Here is an 18,580-nt window from a genome sequence, read left to right as displayed (position 1 = left end):
CTAGGTGCGGCTCCGTGCAGCTCCGTGCAGCTCCTTCCGTGAGTGATACGTAGTCATATACGGACGTACTGCGCCATGTGAGTGCGGCCGAACGGCCCCTCGGCCGTCGAACGGCCCCTCTGCTACCGAACGGACCCTCAGCTGCGGTACAGCGCCTCGATCTCCTCCGCGTACGCCGCCGTCACCGCGTGCCGCTTGACCTTCAGGGACGGGGTGAGCATGCCGTTGTCCTCGTTGAACTCCCCCTCGACCAAGGTGAACGCACGGATCGACTCGGCCCGGGAGACGGCCTCGTTGGCGTGGTCGACGGCCTTCTGGACGTCGGCGCGCATCCGGGGGTCCCGGATCACGTCGGCCATCGGGGTGTCGGCGGGCAGCTTGCGTACAGCGAGCCAGTGGGCCACCGCTTCGGGGTCGAGGGTGATCAGGGCGGCGACGAAGGGACGGTTGTCGCCGACGACGAGGCACTGGCCGACCGGCGGGCGGCTGCGCAGGCGGTCCTCCAGGACGGCCGGGGAGACGTTCTTGCCGCCGGAGGTGACGAGGATGTCCTTCTTGCGGCCGGTGATGGTGAGGTAGCCGTCCTCGTCGAGGGAGCCGAGGTCGCCGGTGGCGAACCAGTCGTCCTGGAGCACGGCGTCGGTGGCGGCCGGGTTGTTCCAGTACGAGCCGAAGACGATGCCGCCCTTGATGAGCACCTCGCCGTCGTCCGCGATCCGCACGGCGGTGCCGGGAACGGGCCGGCCGACCGTGCCCGGGCGGGGACTCAGGGGCGGGACGATGGTGGCGGCGGCCGTCGTCTCCGTCAGGCCGTAGCCCTCGTAGACGATGATTCCGGCGGCGTAGAAGAACAGGTTGAGGCCCCGGTCGAGCGGGGAGCCGCCGCTGATGGCGTAGCGCATGCGGCCGCCGAGTTCCTTGCGGATACGGCGGTAGACCAGCAGGTCGTACAGGGCCCAGGCGGCGTAGAGGCCGGGGCCGGGGCCCTTGCCCGTGCCGAGGAACTTGTTCAGGTACGCCTCGCCGAAGCGGACGCCGATGCGGTCGGCGCGGTCGAAGGAGGCGCCGCGGCCGATCTTCTCGGCCGTCGCGCGGCCGGTGTCGTGGATCTTCTCGAAGAGGTACGGGACGCCGACGAGGAAGGTCGGGCGGAACTCCCTGAGCGCCGGGCGGAGTTCGTCGGGCTTGATGCTCGGGCAGTGGCCGATCTCGATACGGGCCATCAGGCAGGCGATCTGGAGGGTGCGGCCGAGGATGTGGGCGAGCGGGAGGAAGAGGAGGGTGGACGCTGTCTGGCGGGTGACCTCCTTGAAGATGGGGTGCAGCAGTTCGACCGTGTTGGCGGCCTCGGCGTGGAGGTTGCCGTGGGTGAGGACGCAGCCCTTCGGCCGGCCGGTGGTGCCGGAGGTGTAGCAGACGGTGGCGATGGTGTCGGGGGTGAGGGCTGCGCGGCGCTTGGTGACCTCGTCGTCGGAGAGGTTCTGGCCGAGGGTGGTGAGGGCGTTGACGGCTCCCGCTTCCAACTGCCAGACCCGTGGCCGCTGTTGGTGACCGGACGTGCCCGTCTTCACCGTTTCCGTGTTCTCGTCCGTCTCGGTGACGACATGGCGGGCGCCCGAGTCGCGGACGATCCACTCCACCTGGTCGGCGGAGGAGGTGGCGTAGATGGGGACGGTCTGGCCGCCCGCCGCCCAGATGGCGAAGTCCAGGACCGTCCACTCGTAGCGGGTGCGCGACATGACGGCCACGCGGCCGCCCGGCTCCAGGCCCGCCGCGATCAACCCCTTGGCCACGGCGGTGACTTCGCGGGCGAAGGCGGTGGCGGTGACGGGGTGCCAGGTGGTGCCCCGCTTGCGGCGGAGCACCACGGCGTCGGGCGCCTCGGCCGCGTTGGCGTAGGGGAGGTCGGCGGTGCTGCCGGTGGTGGCCGGCGGCGTGAGGGGTGGGGTGCGCGCCTCGCGGACCACTCCCTCGGCGTCCTTGACGATCTCGACCGTGGTGCGGTCCATCAGGTCGGTGCGCTGCTTGGCCCGCTTCAGATCCTTGCGTACGCCCATGTCGGCTCCCGGTGCCAGTTGGACTTACTCGGGAGTCAACTTACTCACGCGTAAAAGAAGGTCAATGGGTCGGGACGTGGCGAACGTGTGTGCCTCTGTACGTTGCTGTACGACCATCCCCCACGGAAGGAAACCCGTGTCTTCCCGACGTCTCCGGTCCGCCCTGGTCGCCGCCTGCGCCGCCGCGGCCGTGTCCTTCGCCGGCATCGCGCCGGCCGCCGCCGCACCCACCGCGGCTCCTGCTCGGGTGGCCTCCGTCGCCCCCGGACTCAACGGACTCACCTCGCTCACCGACCTGTTCGCCGAGCGGCTCCTGCTCGCCGACAAGGTCGCCGCCGCCAAGTACGGCACCGACAAGCCGATCGACGACCCCGTGCGCGAGCAGCAGATCCTGGACGACGTCGCCGCGCGGGCAGCCGGGCTCGGCCTCGATCCGGATGCGACGAAGGCCGTCTTCCGGGACCAGATAGAGGCCAACAAGCTGGTGCAACGCGGGCTGTACGCACGCTGGGACGCACACCCCGAGGAGCGTCCCACCGAGCGGCCCGACCTGGTCAAGGAGGTACGCCCGGCACTCGACCGCATCACCACCCGGCTGCTGGACACCCTGAAGGACACCCAGCGGCTGCGGACATCACCGTCCTGCGAGCCGCGGCTGGGCATCGCCGCCCTCCGGTCCGCGTACGGCCATGAGCTGGACGCGCTCCATGTGGAGGGGCTCGTACGGGCGCTGCCCTCCGTCTGCGCGGACTGAGCCGCCGGCCGGCACCTCAGTCGATCATCCTGTCCGCCTTGCCGATGGCCTCGGCGAGCTGCCACACCTCCCGGTCCTCCGTTTCCTTCGCCAGGTCCTCGGCGTGTTCCCCGAGGTCACCGAGGGACGGCGCGCCGGGCAGGGAGTTCCAGCGGCCGTCGCCGTCGCGCAGGGCGTCGGCGAAGTAGGCGGCGGTCGCGGTGACCTGGAAGCGCGGGGAGGCGTCGCCCAGGGAGTCGTGCAGGGAGTCCGTCTCCACCCGGCCCGATTCCTCGTGCGGCGCGCGCGTCGCAGGGTCCAGCCAGCGGACGCTCGCCGTGGCGAGGTGGCCTTCGGTGCCGGGCCTGGTGCGGACGGCGTAGAGGGCGGTGACCGTGTGGCCGGGGCCGATCTCGCCGCCGTCGACGCTGTCGTCCCGGAAGTCCTCGTCGGCGACCTGACGGTTGTCGTAGCCGATGAGGCGGAAGTCGGAGACCGTCGCGGGGTCGAAGGCGACCTGGGCCTTGGCATCGCGGGCGGTGAGGTCGATGTTGCGCGGGAGGTCGTCGCAGAAGACCTCCCGGGCGTCCTCGTCGCTGGACACGTACGCCGTGTGCCCGTCGCCCTTGTCGGCCAGGCGTTCCATCAGGGCGTCCCCGTAGTCGCTGCCGACGCCGACGCCGAAGAGGGTGATGCCGTGTTCGCGGCGTTCGGAGGAGATCCGCTCGAGGATGGTGTCCGCGTCGGTGTCCCCCGTGTTGGCCAGGGCGTCGGAGACCAGGACGACGCGGTTCGTGGCGCCCTCGCGCAGACCTTCCACGGCCGTTTCGTAGCCGGTCTCCACGCCCGCGCCGAGGTTGGTGGAGTCGGTGGGCTCCAGGCTGTCGATCGCGTCGTGGATGTCGTCCCGGTTACCGTCGAGGCGGGTCATCGGCAGGACGGTCTCGGCCTCGTCGCTGAAGGTGACGATGGCGACCGAGTCGTCGTCGCGCAGACGGTCGGTCATCACGCCGAGGGAGTCCTTGGCCAGGTCCAGGCGGCCCGGTTCGGCCATGGAGCCGGAGATGTCGATGACGAAGGTGAGGGCGGCGGGCGGGCGTTCACCGGCGTCTTCGGCCGGGCGGGTGGCCAGGCCCACGCGGACCAGGGACCAGTTCTCGGACTCGGTGCGGGCGCCGTCGACCGTGACCGTGAAGCCGTTGCCGTCGGGGCGGTCGTAGTCCTGCCGGAAGCTGTTGACGAACTCCTCCGGGCGGACCGTCGACGGGTCGGGCAGGCGGCCCTCGGCGAGGGTGCGGCGGGCGTAGCCGTAGGAGGCGGTGTCGACGTCCAGGGCGAAGGTGGAGAGGTGGTCGGGGGCGGGGGCGAACTCGCGGGAGTCCGAGTCGTCGGTGCCGTTCTGCTCGCCGGTTCCGCCGATGCCGCCCGTCCCGCCGGTTCCGTTGTGGTCGGGAGCCGGGAAGCCGTTGCCGTTCTTGCTGCCCTCCGCCGTGCTGCCCGCGCTGTCCCCGGCGCTGCAGCCGGTCAGCAGCAGGCCGCCCGCCGCGGTGAGTGCGAGCAGGGCGGCCCGCAGCCGTCGTATGCGGTACCTCTCCATCGTCCGTGCCCCCTTGGTCCGTTGACGTCGACTTCTGTGACTGTGACGGGCCAGGGGGCCGGAACGTGCGTTACGGAGCGTTGCGGATGCGTCTCGAAGAGGGCACGACAGACGCCTGTCGAGACCGGTGGGTGATCTTCCGGTGACCTACGACACCACGTCCTTGCGGGCGAAACCGCGGAAGGCCAGCGCGAACAACACCAGGGCGTACGTTACGGAAATAGCCGTGCCCTGGATCATGCCGGACCACTCGGGGCGGGGCTGGACGGCGTCCGCCCAGGCGAACTGCCAGTGTGCGGGCAGGAAGTGGCGCCAGTCGCCGAGGGCGGTGACCGCGTCGAGGACGTTGCCGACGATGGTCAGGCCCACCGCGCCGCCGACCGCGCCGAGCGGGGCGTCCGTCCTGGTCGAGAGCCAGAACGCGAGGCCCGCGGTGACCAGTTGGGACACGAAGACGTACGCCACCACCACGAGCAGGCGCTGCGCCGCCGTGCCCGTGTCGAGCGAGCCGCCGGTGGGGATCTGGAGGGGACCCCAGCCGTAGGCGGCCGTTCCGACCGCCAGCGCGACCACCGGCAGCAGCACCATCGCGGCCAGGCTGAGACCCAGGCCGACCACGAGCTTGGACCACAGGAGGCGGGCCCGGGGCACGGGAGCCGCGAGGAGGTAGCGCAGGGACGACCAGCTCGCCTCCGATGCCACCGTGTCCCCGCAGAAGAGGGCCACCGGGATGACCAGCAGGAAGCCCGCCGAGACGAACAGGTTCACCGCGGCGAAGTTCGCGCCGGACGCTGTGGCCGTGTCCATCAGGGTGATGCGGTCGCCGCCGCCGTCCGGCTCGCCGCCGATCGCGAAGGCGGCGACCAGCACGAACGGCAGCACGGCGAGGATGCCGAACATGACCTGCGTCCGACGCCGCTTCAGCTGGCGGATCAGCTCCACCCGCAGCGGCAGCGTACGGCCCGCCCGGTAGCCGGAGGCGACCTCGGTGCGCTCGGTGAGCGTGCTCATGCGGAGCCTCCGATCAGGGTGAGGAAGGCGTCTTCCAGGCGGCGGTGCGGGCCGACGGACTGGACGGGCACCTCCAGCCGTACGAGTTCGGCGACCAGGCGCTGGGCGCTGCCGTCGCCGTTCAGGCGGACGAGCAGGCCCTCGTCGGTGGTGATCGCCGAGGCGATGCCGGGCAGCGCCGCCACCTTCTCCACGACCGGCTCCTCGACGGGCGCCGCCGTGCCCACGAGCAGCGTGTCGCCGGAGCCGACGATCTCGGCGACCGGACCGGCCTGCACGAGGCGGCCGCGGTCCATCACCACGAGGTGGGTGCAGGACTGCTCGACCTCCGCCAGCAGGTGGCTGGAGACGATCACCGTGCGGCCGGCGGCCGCGTAGCGGATCATCACCTCGCGCATCTCGCGGATCTGGGGCGGGTCGAGGCCGTTGGTCGGTTCGTCGAGGATGAGGAGGTCCGGCAGGCCGAGCATGGCCTGGGCGATGGCCAGGCGCTGGCGCATGCCCTGGGAGTACGTGCGGACCGCGCGGGCCAGTGCGTCCCCGAGGCCGGCGATCTCCAGGGCCTCGTCGAGGTGGGCGTCCTCGGGCGGGCGGCCGGTGGCCTGCCAGTACAGCTCCAGGTTCTCGCGGCCGGACAGGTGGGGAAGGAAGCCCGCGCCCTCCACGAAGGCGCCGACCCGCGAGAGGACGGGCGCGCCCGGGCGGATGGCGTGGCCGAAGACGCGGATCTCACCGGCGTCCGGCTTGATCAGGCCCATCAGCATGCGGAGTGTCGTCGTCTTGCCCGCACCGTTCGGGCCGAGGAGGCCGAGGACTTGGCCCCTCTCGACGCGGAAGGACAGATCCCGTACCGCGTACCGGTCCTGCGAGCCCGCGTACCGCTTGCTCAAGTCCGTGATCTCCAGCGGAACTTCGGCCAGTCCCGGGTCGGGCGCGGGGGTGGCGGTGCGGCGGCGGGCCGTCAGCAGCAGGGCCAGGGCGATGAGCGCGCCGGTGACCGGCAGCCACCACACCCAGGACGGCAGCGGGGCCGCGGCGGTGCTCACGCCGGGGGCCGTCGGGACCGACAGGTCGCCCTTCAGGGAGACCGTGTACGTCGCCGGGGCGGCCGGGGAGGCGTAGCCGAGGTCCGTGGAGGACAGGACCAGGCGCAGGCGGTGACCCTTCTCGATGCCGTAGTCGATGGCGGGGAGCGTGAGCGTCACGTCCTTGCCGGCCTTGGCGCCCTCGACGCGCAGGGGCGTGACCAGCTGCGACGGCAACACCTGCTGGGTGCCGTCGGGGCCGACGTCGTAGACCTTGGCGAAGAGCACCGCGTCCTCGCCGGTCGACTTCACGTGGACGGTCGCCGTCGGGGAGCCGGTGATGCGCAGGTTGTCGGTGACCGGCGCCGACTGGAAGGCGGCGAACTGGCCGGGGAAGTCCAGCGAGATCCCCACGCCCAGCGAGGAGAGCTGGGCGAGGCCGCCGGAGCCGCCGAGGCCGGGCAGCGCGGAGACGGCGGGCGGGTTGGCTCCGGCCGGGTTGGCGAAGCTCTGCTCGCCGCCGCTGAGTGGGATCGGCTTGCGGCCGCTCTCCAGGCCGGGGTACGCGTCCGCGCTCGCGCCCCGCAGCTGGGCCTGGCCGTCGGTGGAGTCGACGCCTCCGGTGCGGGTGACCCGGAAGGCCGGGCCCGTGTCGGCGCTCTTGTCGTCCTTGAGGTAGCGGTCGAACCAGGACACGACGCGGTCCTGGATCCGGCTCGTCTCCATGTCGCCGCCGTCATGTCCGCCGGCGATCCAGTCGACGTCGACGGGGGCGCCGCCCGCCCGGATGGCCTCGGCCGCCTGGTCGGCCTGGCCGAGCGGGAAGAGGGAGTCCGACTGGCCCTGCACGAGCAGGGTGGGCACCTTGATGCGGTCGCCGACGGCGGACGGCGAGCGCTCCTCCAGCATGGAGCGGGCCTGTGCGTCCGGGGTGCCGGACTCGGCAACCCGGTCGTACATCTCGCAGATCTGCTTCTCGAACCTGTCGCAGCCGCCGCCCGTGTTGACGAAGATGCCGGCCCAGAGCTTCTTGAAGACGCCGTTCGGGAACAGGGCGTCCGCGAGGTTCCAGTACGTGATCGCCGGGGCGATGGCGTCCACCCGGTCGTCGTGGCCGGCGGCCAGCAGCGCGATGGCTCCGCCGTAGGAGCCGCCTGCCATGCCGACCCGTGGGTCGCCGGTCTTGTCGAGTTCGACCTGGGGCTGCTTCGCCAGCCAGTCGAGCAGTCCGGAGACGTCGGCGACCTCGCCCTTCGGGTCGTTCAGCCCGATCTTGCCGGTGGACTTCCCGAAGCCGCGGGCCGACCAGGTCAGCACCGCGTAGCCGTCGCGGGCGAGGTCCTCGGCCTGCTGCCGTACGTCGTTCTTGCTGCCGCCGAAGCCGTGTCCCAGCAGGACGGCCGGGCGGCGTCCCGAGGTGCCGGACGTGAAGAACGAGGTGTCTATGCGTACGCCGTCTCCCATGTCCATGACCCGGTCGGCGCGGCGCACCTGTGGCGTGTCGTCGGCGGCGACGGCCGTCCATGTGCCGGCACCGGCGAGGACGACGACGGAGGCCGCGGCGGCGATCCACCGGCGCGGCCTCCGTACGCGTCCTCGCAGTCCGGACAGTCGAAGATCCATGTTTCAACGGTACGGGGTGAAGCTGTCGGCAAGTTATCTACCGAGGGCTGAATCGCGGGCCCTTCCGTGGGGGTACAGGGGTCCTTTTGTCTACCGCGTTCGTGGTACGGCGGGTGAGAGCTCGGGCCGTTCCGTGGTCTGCCGGCTGCGGGTGCGTTGTGGCTTGTCGCGCAGTTCCCCGCGCCCCTTAGGGCGTCTCGTCCTCCGGAATCGAGACCAGCCACCGCGTTTCCCTGCGGGGGCGCAGGTACAGGGCCCAGTACAGAGTGGCCACCGCCGTGATGCCTCCCGTCCACAGCAGGTACTCCGTCTCCTGCTGGCTCAGGATGTACACCAGGACCACGATCAGCAGGATCGGCATCGCCGGCCACAGCGGCATGCGCCATGCCTGTCCGTGCTTGTGCGCGCCTCGGCGGGCCAGTAGGGCGGCCACTGCGACGAGCAGGTACATGCCGGTCACCGAGACGCCTGTGACGCCGTACAGCGTGTCGAGGTTGACGAAGCAGAGGGCGGCGCCGGGGACACCCACCGCGAGGGTGGCTACCCAAGGGGAGCCGAAGCGGCCGAGCTTGGCGAGGACGGTGTTGACCGGCTGGGGCCAGGCCTTGTCGCGGGCCGAGGCGAACAGGACGCGGGAGTTCTGGATGACCATGACGATGCCCGCGTTGACGATCGCGAGGGCCACGCAGAGGCTGACGAAGGTGCCGACCGCGGTGTTGGACCAGGCGGTGACCATGGAGCTGATGTCGCCGCCGGTCAGTTCGGCGAGGTCGGAGGCGCCCAGGGTGATGGCGACGACCGGGACCAGGATGATCACGGCGGAGATGCCGAGGGTGGCGAGGACGGTGCGGGCGACGTTGCGGCGCGGGTTCTCCAGTTCCTCGGAGAGGTAGACCGCGGTCGAGAAGCCCTGGGTGACGAAGAGGGCGATCGCGAGCCCGGTGACGATCAGCAGGGCCGTCACGGTGTCCGTGCCGCCGTCGGTACCGGCCACCTGCATCGAGACCAGGCTGTCCGGGCCCCGCTCGGCGTGGGCGAAGCCCAGCACCGCCACCACGCCCGCCGCGACGACCTCCAGGACCAGGAAGACGCCGGTGATCCAGGCGTTGGCGCGCAGGTCGAGCAGGCCGGCGAGGGTGGCGAGCAGCATGACGCCGGCGCCGGTCATGGCCGGGTCGAGGTGGACGACCGGGGCGAGGTAGTCGGCCGTTCCCATCGCGATCACCGGTGGGACGACCATGACGACCAGGAGGGAGAGGACGAAGACGAGCCAGCCCGCCAGCCGGCCGGCCAGCGTCGACACCATCGCGTACTCTCCGCCCGCGCTGGGGATCAGGGTGCCGAGCTCCGAATAGCAGAACGCCACGGCGATGCAGAGGAGGGAGCCGATGGCGATCGTGAGGGCGGTGGCGGTGCCGAGCGAGCCGAACAGGTCGGGGACGACCACGAAGAGCGTGGAGGCGGGCGTCACGCAGGAGATGGTCAGCAGGGTGCCGCCGACGACCCCGATGGAGCGCTTGAGCTTCTGGGGGCTGTCGGGCGCCTGGACGACGGCGGTCTCGACAGGGCGGAGCGTGTCGGTCATACGGGCGGTTCCGATCGACTCGGGCAGCGGATTGGCTGCATGGAACCCCGACGAAAACCGTCACGTCAATGCCTGTTTACCTACGGAATCCGTAGCCGCAAGACGCCTTCGCTGATCATTTGAGCATCACACGCCAGTCGGATGAAGCTGCTTGGCGCCCTACGGGAACCGCAGGGCGCCAAGCGAAAAAACTCAGTGGTTGCGCGGGAAGCCCAGGTCGACGCCGGACGGGGCGTCGGCCGGGTCGGGCCAGCGGGTGGTGACGACCTTGCCTCGGGTGTAGAAGTGCGTGCCGTCGTTGCCGTAGATGTGGTGGTCGCCGAAGAGCGAGTCCTTCCAGCCGCCGAAGCTGTGGTAGCCGACGGGGACCGGGATCGGGACGTTCACGCCGACCATGCCGGCCTCGATCTCCAGCTGGAAGCGGCGGGCGGCGCCGCCGTCCCGGGTGAAGATCGCGGTGCCGTTGCCGAACGGCGAGGCGTTGATGAGGGCCACGCCCTCCTCGTACGTCTCGGCGCGCAGCACGCACAGGACCGGGCCGAAGATCTCGTCCTGATAGGCCTTCGCGCTGGTCGGCACCTTGTCGAGGAGGGAGATGCCGATCCAGTGGCCGTCCTCGAAGCCGTCGACCGTGTAGCCGGTGCCGTCGAGGACCACCTCGGCGCCCTCGGCCGCCGCGCCCGTGACATAGGAGGCCACCTTGTCACGGTGCGCGGCGGTGATCAGGGGGCCCATCTCGGAGGTCGGGTCGTTGCCGGGACCGATCTTGATCTTCTCGGCGCGCTCGCGGATCTTCTCCACCAGCTCGTCGCCGATCGCGCCGACCGCGACGACGGCGGAGATGGCCATGCAGCGCTCGCCCGCGGAGCCGTAGGCGGCGCTCACGGCGGCGTCGGCCGCCGCGTCGAGGTCCGCGTCCGGCAGGACCAGCATGTGGTTCTTGGCTCCGCCGAGGGCCTGGACGCGCTTGTGGTTGGCGGAGGCGGTGGTGTGGATGTAGCGGGCGATCGGGGTCGAGCCGACGAAGGAGACGGCCTTGACGTCCGGGTGCTCAAGGAGGCGGTCCACGGCCACCTTGTCGCCGTGGACGACGTTGAAGACGCCGTCCGGCAGCCCGGCCTCGGCCAGCAGCTCGGCGATCTTGATCGAGGCCGACGGGTCCTTCTCGGACGGCTTCAGTACGAAGGTGTTGCCGCACGCGATGGCGATCGGGAACATCCACATCGGCACCATCGCCGGGAAGTTGAACGGCGTGATGCCCGCGACTACGCCGAGGGGCTGGCGGATCGAGGCCACGTCCACCCGGCTCGCGACCTGCGTCGACAGCTCGCCCTTCAGCTGCACGTTGATGCCGCACGCGAGGTCGACGATCTCCAGGCCACGGGCCACCTCACCGAGGGCGTCGGAGTGCACCTTGCCGTGCTCGGCGGTGATCAGCTCGGCGATCTCGTCGCGGTGGGCGTCCAGCAGCGCCCGGAACTTGAACAGGACGGACGTGCGCTGCGCCAGCGAGGACTGGCCCCAGGTCAGGTACGCGTCCTTGGCGGCCGCGACCGCCGCGTCCACCTCGTCGACCGAGGCGAACGCGACCTTCGTGGTGACCGCGCCGGTCGCCGGGTCGGTGACCGGCCCGAACGTGCCCGACGCGCCTTCGACGGTCTTGCCGCCGATCCAATGGTTGACGATCTTCGTCATGACCGGTTACTCCTTCACAGATGGCGGCGTCGGGTCGAGACGTGCCGTTCGTACAGCTCACGTGCCTTGACCGCGGACGCTCGGGTCGCGGTCTCGGCCACGGGAACATCCCACCAGGCCTGCGCGGGCGGCGCGCCCGACACTGTGTCTGCCGTTTGGGTCTCGACGTAGACACATGTGGGAGTGTCCGCGGCACGGGCCTCGGCGAGCGCCTCGCGCAGATCGCTCACGGTCTTCGCGCGCAGCACCCGCATGCCGAGGCTCGCCGCGTTGGCGGCCAGGTCGACGGGGAGCGGGGGCCCGGTGAACGTGCCGTCGTCCGCGCGATGGCGGTAGGCGGTGCCGAAGCGCTCGGCACCCGTCTCCTCCGACAGGCCGCCGATGGACGCGTACCCGTGGTTCTGCACGAGCACCACCTTGATGGCGACGCCCTCCTGCACGGCGGTCACGATCTCCGTCGGCATCATCAGATAGGTGCCGTCGCCGACCAGCGCCCACACGGGCCGGTCCGGCGCCGCCATCTTCACGCCGATCGCGGCCGGTATCTCGTAGCCCATGCAGGAGTAGCCGTACTCCACGTGGTACTGGTCCCGCGAGCGCGCCCGCCACAGTTTGTGCAGGTCGCCGGGGAGGGAGCCGGCCGCGTTGATGATCACGTCCGTCTCGTCGACGAGCGCGTCCAGCGCGCCCAGCACCTGCGGCTGGGTGGGCCGTACGTCCGGCTCGTCGGCCTCGTAGCAGGCGTCGACGCGGTGCTCCCAGCGGTCCTTGTCCTCGGTGTACTCGGCGACGTAGGAGTCGGCGACCCGGTAGGCGTGCATGTCCAGGGCCGCGGTCAGCTCCTGCAGGCCGCTGCGGGCGTCCGCGATCAGCGGCATGCCGGCGAGCTTGTGGCCGTCGAAGGGCGCGATGTTCAGGTTGAGGAAGCGGACGTCCGGGGTGCCGAACAGGGTGCCGGAGGCGGTGGTGAAGTCGGTGTAGCGCGTGCCGACACCGATCACCAGGTCGGCGGTACGGGCGAGTTCGTCGGCCGCTGCGGTGCCGGTGTGGCCGACGCCGCCGACGTCCTGGGGGTGGTCCCAGCGCAGGGAGCCCTTGCCGGCCTGGGTGGAGGCGACCGGGATGCGGGTGACCTCCGCGAACTCGGCGAGGGCCTCCTCCGCGCGGCTGTGGTGGACGCCGCCGCCCGCGACGACCAAGGGCCTTTTCGCTGCCCGGATCGCCCGTACGGCCTCGGCGAGTTCGGTCGGGTCGGCGCCCGGCCTGCGGACGGCCCAGGTGCGCTCGGCGAAGAGGTCGTCGGGCCAGTCGTACGCCTCGGCCTGCACATCTTGGGGCAGCGCGAGGGTGACCGCGCCCGTCTCCACGGGGTCGGTGAGCACCCGCATGGCGTTCAGGGCGGACGGGATCAGGGCTCCCGGCCGGGTGATCCGGTCGAAGTACTTCGACACCGGGCGCAGACAGTCGTTGACCGACACATCGCCCGCGTACGGCACTTCGAGCTGCTGCAGGACCGGGTCGGCGGGGCGGGTGGCGAAGATGTCGCCGGGGAGGAGCAGGACCGGGAGGTGGTTGATGGTGGCGAGGGCGGCGCCGGTGACGAGGTTGGTCGCGCCCGGGCCGATGGAGGTGGTCACCGCGTGCGTGGAGAGGCGGTCGGACTGGCGCGCGTAGCCGACCGCCGCGTGCACCATGGCCTGTTCGTTGCGGCCCTGGTGGTACGGCATCTCATCGCCGTACTCGAGCAGCGCCTGACCGATCCCGGCCACGTTGCCATGGCCGAAGATGCCCCAGGTGGCTCCGATCAGACGCTGTCGTACGCCGTCGCGCTCGGTGTACTGGGCGGACAGGAAGCGGACGAGCGCCTGTGCGACCGTGAGCCTCGTCGTCGAGGTCATCGGTAACCCTCCGTGTGGTCCGGGCGGTAGTGGATCCGCCACTCCCGGACGGCTGCGCCGCCCCGTGGGACTCGACAGCGCGGGTCGGGGACCTCCGGCGCGGGGCCGTAGCGGGCGGGGAGTCTTCGCTCGCACTTCGCTCCTGCCAAAGCAAAGCGGCTACCCGCGCCGGAGGCGATCTGGGGACGGAACGTGCGGCTCGTGGTCATGGGGATCTCACAGCAGTCCTACGGCAGTGTCCACCGCGGCGGCAACGTCCCCGTCCGCCGGGTACAGCAACGAACGGCCGACCACCATGCCCCGCACGGTGGGCAGTTGGAGGGCGCCGCGCCACTTCTCGTACGCCCCCTCCTGGTCCTCGCCGACCTCGCCGCCGAGCAGGACGGCGGGCAACGTGGAGGTCTCCATGACCTCGGCCATGTCGTCGGGGTTCTCGGTGACCGGCACCTTCAGCCAGGTGTACGCCGAGGTGCCGCCGAGGCCGGAGGCGATGGCGATGGACTTGGTGACGGCCTCTGCGGACAGGTCGTTCCTGACCTTGCCCTCGGGGGTTCGGTGGCTGATGAACGGCTCGACGAAGACCGGGAGTCGGCGTGCGGCCATGTCGTCGATGGCGCGGGCGGTGGACTCCATGGTGGTGAGGGAGCCGGGGTCGTCGTAGTCGATCCGCAGGAGCAGCTTGCCGGCGTCGAAGCCGAGGCGCTGGATGTCCTCGGGGCGGTGGCCGGTGAAGCGGTCGTCGAGTTCGAAGCTGGCGCCCTGCAGGCCGCCGCGGTTCATCGAGCCCATGACGACCTTGCCGTCGAGGGCGCCGAGGAGGAGCAGGTCGTCGAGGATGTCGGCGGTCGCGAGGACGCCGTCGACGCCGGGGCGGGAGAGGGCCAGGCAAAGGCGTTCGAGCAGGTCCGCGCGGTTGGCCATGGCGAACTTGCGGTCGCCGACGCCGAGGGCGCCGCGGGCCGGGTGGTCGGCGGCCACGATCATCAGGCGGCCCGAGTCGCCGAGCAGCGGGCGGCGCGGGCGGCGAGCAGCGGCCTCGGCGATCGCCTCGGGGCGCTGGGTGCGCAGGCGGACGAGTTCCGCGATGTCGACGGTCACTTGACGGCCCCCGCGGCGATGGCGGCCTCGATCTCGTCCGGCGTCGGCATCGCGGAGGAGCACTCCAGGCGGGAGGCGACGATGGCGCCGGCGGCGTTGGCGTGCCGCATGGTCTTCTCCAGGTCCCAGCCGGCGAGCAGCCCGTGGCAGAGGGAGCCGCCGAAGGCGTCGCCGGCACCGAGGCCGTTGAGGACGTCGACGGGGAGGGGCGGGACCTCGGCCGACTCGCCCTTGCTGTCGACGGCGAGGACGCCCTTGGGGCCCTGCTTGACGACCGCGAGCTCGACGCCCGCGTCCAGGAGCGCGCGGGCGGCTTGGTGCGGGTCGCGGACACCGGTCGCGACCTCCACCTCGTCGAGGTTGCCGACAGCGACGGTGGTGTGCTTGAGGGCTTCGGTGTAGAAGGGCCGTGCGGACTCGGGGTCCTTCCAGAACATGGGGCGCCAGTCGAGGTCGAAGACCGTCGTCCCCGACTTGGCGCGATGAGCGAGGGCCGCCAGCGTCGCCGTACGGCTCGGCTCCTCGCTCAGGCCCGTGCCGGTGATCCAGAAGATACGGGCGTCGCGGATGGCGTCGAGGTCGAGCTCGTGGGCGTCGATCTCCAGGTCCGGGGCCTTGGGCTGCCGGTAGAAGTACAGCGGAAAGTCGTCCGGCGGGAAGATCTCGCAGAAGGTGACCGGCGTGGGCAGGCCGGGGACCGGGGTGACCCAGCGGTCGTCGACGCCGAAGCCCTTCAGGGCCTCGCGCAGGTAGGTACCGAAGGGGTCGTCGCCGGTGCGGGTGATCACCGCGGTCCGCCGTCCCAGACGGGCCGCGGCGACCGCGACGTTCGCCGCCGAGCCGCCGAGGAACTTGCCGAAGGACGTGACCTGCGGCAGCGGGACGCCGGTCTGCAGCGGGTAGAGGTCCACTCCGATCCGCCCCATGGTGATCAGGTCGTGCGCCATCGCGTTCCCTTCGTATCGGCTCTCCCGGCTTTGTAGTCCGCCGCACACAGCCCTGTCAATGTTTTGTCCAGACATTCGGACCAGACCTTGACAGCGGGTTCCCGCGCCCGGAGGCTGACCGGCATGACGTCGTTGTCACCTCAGTCGCCTTCTTCTGCTCTCTCCCGCATCCGCATCGGGTCGGCGCCCGACTCGTGGGGTGTGTGGTTCCCCGACGATCCCCAGCAGGTCCCCTGGCAGCGCTTCCTCGACGAGGTCGCCGAGTCCGGCTACGAGTGGATCGAGCTGGGCCCGTACGGGTATCTGCCGACCGATCCGGCGGTCCTCTCCGAGGAGATCGCGCGCCGGGGTCTCAAGGTGTCGGCCGGCACCGTGTTCACCGGCCTGCACCACGGCGAGGGCGTCTGGGAGAAGACCTGGGCGCACGTGGCGGACAACGCGGTGCTCGCGCAGGCCATGGGCGCGAAGCACCTCGTCGTCATCCCCTCCTTCTGGCGGGACGACAAGACCGGTGAAGTGCTGGAGTCGGACACGCTGACGCCGGAGCAGTGGCGGAACCTGACCTCGCTGACCGAGCGGCTGGGGCAGCGGGTGCGGGAGGAGTACGGGCTGCGGATCGTCGTCCATCCGCATGCCGACACGCACATCGACAGTGAGGACAACGTCGTCCGGTTCCTGGACGGGACGGACTCCGACCTGGTGTCGCTGTGCCTGGACACCGGGCACTACGCGTACTGCGGTGGGGACAGCGTGAAGCTGATCGAGACGTACGGCGAGCGCATCGGGTACCTGCATCTCAAGCAGGTCGATCCCGAGATCCTTGCCGACGTTCGGGCGAAGGGAACGCCGTTCGGGCCGGCCGTGGCTCAGGGGGTGATGTGTGAGCCGCCTTCGGGTGTGCCCGCGCTGGGGCCCGTCCTGGAGGCCGCGCAGAAGCTGGATGTTGATCTGTTCGCGATTGTCGAGCAGGACATGTATCCGTGCGATCCGGACAAGCCGTTGCCCATTGCTCAGCGGACTCGGGCGTTTTTGAGGTCCTGTGGGGCGTAGGGGCGCCTGATGGGGTGCCGGGTTCTGGGCGTAGGCGACTGCGGGTCGCGTGTGGCTTGTCGCGCAGTTCCCCGCGCCCCTTGAGGGGCGTTGCACCATGGTTGGATGACAAGTGCCGTTCGTGTCCGGTCGGAACACGGGCCCTGGGGGTCCTGGGAGGTCGCTCTCGCTCTGCCCCACCCCCGGCTACGGCCCGGTGTGATCAGTTATCGCGGGGTGCGGCTCGCTCTGGAACTGCCGCGGCGGCGGCTTGAGGCGCCGATCGGTGCGGCTACGTTGCTGCTCGGTTTTGACGAACCGGTACGCATCACGCGCGCGGGTCGAGCCCCGGACACACTCGTCTCCGTCTACTGCGGGCCCACGACCACCCCCGCCGTCGGTGAGCACAGTGGTCGTCTCGCCGGGATCGAGGTGCTGTTGATGCCCTGGGCGGCGTTCACGTTGTTCGGGACGCCGCAGTACGAGCTGGCCAATCGGACCGTCGATCCCGACGAGCTGCCGCACACCCTGCACACACGCGTCGGTGAACTCGCCGCCGCGCTCGCCGCGTTGCCGACCTGGGCGGCCCGGTTCGGGCTGCTCGACGAGGTGTTCGCGCGGTGGTCGGAGGCAGGGACGCCGTGCTCGGGCCGGGTGGTGCGAGCCTGGGCGGAGCTGGTGCGTACGGGTGGTGCGGTGCCGGTGCCGCGGCTCGCCGACGAGGTGGGGTGGAGCGTACGGCACCTGGAGAACCGGTTCCGGGAGCAGATCGGGCTGGGCCCGAAGGCCGCGGCGCGTGTGCTGCGGCTGCAACGGGCGCGTCGGCTGCTGGCGGCGGGGCGCGGGCAGGCGGAGACGGCGGCGGCCTGCGGGTTCTACGACCAGGCGCACCTGAGCGGCGAGTTCAAGGCGATGACGGGGTGCACGCCGCGCGAGTTCACGGCGGCGCGAGAAGTGCCGGCCGGGACGCCGGCGTCGGACCGGCTGGCGGGCGAGGCGACGAGTCTTGTCCTCGCATCCGACCGCAGTGCGCATTTTTCCAAGACCCGCGACCTTGGCTGAATGCAGTCTGTGACCCTCGGCGACCGAGCCACGGGGAGGCGGGGGAGCTGGTGGGCCGGTCCCGGCGCAGCGGGTCCGGCCCACCGTCTGCCTGCGGTTGCCTGCGGCGCCTGGCGGGATCGCGGTTGACCGCCCTGCGGAACGCCCGTCCACAGCGGTCCAGGGTCAGCGATCAGGGGTCGGCGGTCTGTGGTTTGCCACATGCGCGTCACAAACTCGCCCCTTCCGTCACGCCCGTCACATGTACGCGCGCCCCGCGTCACACCCTGGCACGGCCCCTCTCCCCTCCTCACTGTGTGTCGTTGACCGGACACAGGCTTTGTGATCGCCAGCGCAGCGCCACGGTCCCCCCGACGACCGCCCCCGGTCGCCACCGCGGCGCGCGCGGGGAGGTGCAACCGATGACCGACCGAATCCTCTGGTCCTACAAGGAGATCGCGGCACACATCAAGGTGCAGCCGGACACCGTGCGGTCGTACCGCAAGCACGGGCTGCTGCCGCCACCCGACCACGTGGAGGGCGGCAAGCCCTTCTGGTACGCCGACACCGTCCGGGCCTGGGTGGCGTCCCGGCCCGGCAACCGCGGCCGAAGGACGGACTGACCTCCCGTGACACCGCCTGTGCCCCACCGTTCGCCGTGGGGCACAGTGGCCCCATGAACTTCTCCGTCCAGCCGACGCTCGCCGGTGAGAAGACCGTGCTCCGGCCGTTCCGCGAAGCCGACGCCGAGGTCATGTGGGAGATCGTCACGGACCCCGAGGTCATGCACTTCGCCTTCGACCCCGGCACCGAGCTCACCCGGGAGCGGCTGCGCTCCTGGTACGGCACCCGGTCCGAGCAGTCCGACCGCCTCGACCTCGCCGTCACGGACCGGGCGACCGGTGAGCTGCTCGGCGAAGTCGTCCTGTGCGGCTGGGATCCGGACGCCCGCTGCTGCACATTCCGCACGCTCATCGGCCCCCGCGGCCGCGGCCGGGGTGTCGGCACCGAGGCCATCCGGCTGATCCTCGAGCACGGGTTCGAGCAACTCGGCCTGCACCGCGTCCAGTTGGGCGCCTACAGCTTCAACCACCGCGCCCTGCACGTGTACAAGAAGGTCGGCTTCGTGGTCGAGGGCGTACGCCGGGATGTCCAGGTGCGCGACGGCGAGTGGATCGACGAGGTCCTCATGGCCATCCTCGACCACGAGTGGGCCGCCCTGAGCTCCGCCGGCCGATAAC

Annotated in this window: 14 protein-coding genes and 1 pseudogene; 5 read left to right on the top strand and 10 right to left on the bottom strand. The window is 71.0% G+C overall.

Annotated features, from left to right (window positions below):
• Window positions 1–137 precede the first annotated feature (137 nt).
• Window positions 138–2,057 (bottom strand): AMP-dependent synthetase/ligase, encoded by a 1,920-nt coding sequence (locus ACZ7L6_RS29350; RefSeq protein ID WP_471928999.1) that lies wholly within the window; start codon window positions 2,055–2,057, stop codon window positions 138–140.
• Between the two features lie 136 nt (window positions 2,058–2,193).
• On the opposite strand from ACZ7L6_RS29350, the gene ACZ7L6_RS29345 reads away from it, so the two are divergent.
• A complete protein-coding gene (locus tag ACZ7L6_RS29345; RefSeq protein ID WP_471928997.1) occupies window positions 2,194–2,811 on the top strand; it encodes a chorismate mutase in 618 nt (205 codons plus the stop codon).
• A gap of 16 nt (window positions 2,812–2,827) precedes the next feature.
• Here the strand turns inward: ACZ7L6_RS29345 and ACZ7L6_RS29340 are convergent, their stop codons facing one another.
• The 9 genes and pseudogenes from ACZ7L6_RS29340 to iolC all read right to left on the bottom strand — a co-directional run bounded on the left by ACZ7L6_RS29340 (window position 2,828) and on the right by iolC (window position 15,269).
• On the bottom strand, window positions 2,828–4,387 hold the full coding sequence (locus tag ACZ7L6_RS29340) for a vWA domain-containing protein (protein ID WP_471928995.1): 1,560 nt from the start codon (window positions 4,385–4,387) through the stop codon (window positions 2,828–2,830).
• 147 nt (window positions 4,388–4,534) lie between these two features.
• Entirely contained in the window at window positions 4,535–5,398 is an 864-nt protein-coding gene (locus ACZ7L6_RS29335) for an ABC transporter permease (RefSeq protein WP_471928993.1), read from the bottom strand.
• Entirely contained in the window at window positions 5,395–8,046 is a 2,652-nt protein-coding gene (locus ACZ7L6_RS29330; RefSeq protein WP_471928991.1) for a CocE/NonD family hydrolase, read from the bottom strand. The genes ACZ7L6_RS29335 and ACZ7L6_RS29330 overlap by 4 nt, the downstream gene beginning before the upstream one ends.
• 187 nt (window positions 8,047–8,233) lie before the next feature.
• Window positions 8,234–9,631: an APC family permease gene (locus tag ACZ7L6_RS29325; RefSeq protein ID WP_471928989.1), complete on the bottom strand. Its 1,398-nt coding sequence runs from the start codon at window positions 9,629–9,631 to the stop codon at window positions 8,234–8,236.
• Between the two features lie 192 nt (window positions 9,632–9,823).
• Entirely contained in the window at window positions 9,824–11,326 is a 1,503-nt protein-coding gene (gene mmsA, locus ACZ7L6_RS29320) for a CoA-acylating methylmalonate-semialdehyde dehydrogenase (protein WP_471928987.1), read from the bottom strand.
• Window positions 11,327–11,340: 14 nt separating this feature from the next.
• The gene (gene iolD, locus ACZ7L6_RS29315) at window positions 11,341–13,224 is read right to left on the bottom strand and encodes a 3D-(3,5/4)-trihydroxycyclohexane-1,2-dione acylhydrolase (decyclizing) (protein WP_471928985.1); all 1,884 of its coding nucleotides are present in this window, start codon (window positions 13,222–13,224) and stop codon (window positions 11,341–11,343) included.
• 86 nt (window positions 13,225–13,310) lie between these two features.
• Window positions 13,311–13,421: pseudogene (locus ACZ7L6_RS29310) on the bottom strand (5-deoxy-glucuronate isomerase); the annotation flags it as partial.
• A gap of 19 nt (window positions 13,422–13,440) precedes the next feature.
• Window positions 13,441–14,322 carry a Cgl0159 family (beta/alpha)8-fold protein gene (locus ACZ7L6_RS29305; protein WP_471928983.1) on the bottom strand — a complete coding sequence of 294 codons (882 nt, stop codon included), beginning with the start codon at window positions 14,320–14,322 and terminating at the stop codon, window positions 13,441–13,443.
• The gene (iolC, locus tag ACZ7L6_RS29300) at window positions 14,319–15,269 is read right to left on the bottom strand and encodes a 5-dehydro-2-deoxygluconokinase (RefSeq protein WP_471928981.1); all 951 of its coding nucleotides are present in this window, start codon (window positions 15,267–15,269) and stop codon (window positions 14,319–14,321) included. Before iolC ends, ACZ7L6_RS29305 begins: the two co-directional genes overlap by 4 nt.
• A 123-nt stretch (window positions 15,270–15,392) precedes the next feature.
• Here iolC and ACZ7L6_RS29295 point away from each other — a divergent pair, with 123 nt between their 5' ends.
• The 4 genes from ACZ7L6_RS29295 to ACZ7L6_RS29280 all read left to right on the top strand — a co-directional run bounded on the left by ACZ7L6_RS29295 (window position 15,393) and on the right by ACZ7L6_RS29280 (window position 18,579).
• Window positions 15,393–16,319, top strand: a complete 927-nt coding sequence (locus ACZ7L6_RS29295) for a sugar phosphate isomerase/epimerase family protein (protein ID WP_471928979.1) — start codon at window positions 15,393–15,395, stop codon at window positions 16,317–16,319.
• A gap of 105 nt (window positions 16,320–16,424) precedes the next feature.
• Window positions 16,425–17,360 carry a helix-turn-helix domain-containing protein gene (locus tag ACZ7L6_RS29290; RefSeq protein ID WP_471928977.1) on the top strand — a complete coding sequence of 312 codons (936 nt, stop codon included), beginning with the start codon at window positions 16,425–16,427 and terminating at the stop codon, window positions 17,358–17,360.
• A 401-nt stretch (window positions 17,361–17,761) separates the two neighbouring features.
• Window positions 17,762–17,962, top strand: a complete 201-nt coding sequence (locus ACZ7L6_RS29285; RefSeq protein WP_471928975.1) for a helix-turn-helix transcriptional regulator — start codon at window positions 17,762–17,764, stop codon at window positions 17,960–17,962.
• A gap of 53 nt (window positions 17,963–18,015) precedes the next feature.
• Entirely contained in the window at window positions 18,016–18,579 is a 564-nt protein-coding gene (locus ACZ7L6_RS29280) for a GNAT family N-acetyltransferase (RefSeq protein ID WP_471928973.1), read from the top strand.
• Window position 18,580 lies beyond the last annotated feature (1 nt).

The sequence above is a fragment of the Streptomyces sp. NPDC107522 genome (assembly GCF_055657525.1).
The sequence above is the reverse complement of the archived record's forward strand: the minus strand, read 5'-3'. Positions and strand labels throughout refer to the sequence as shown.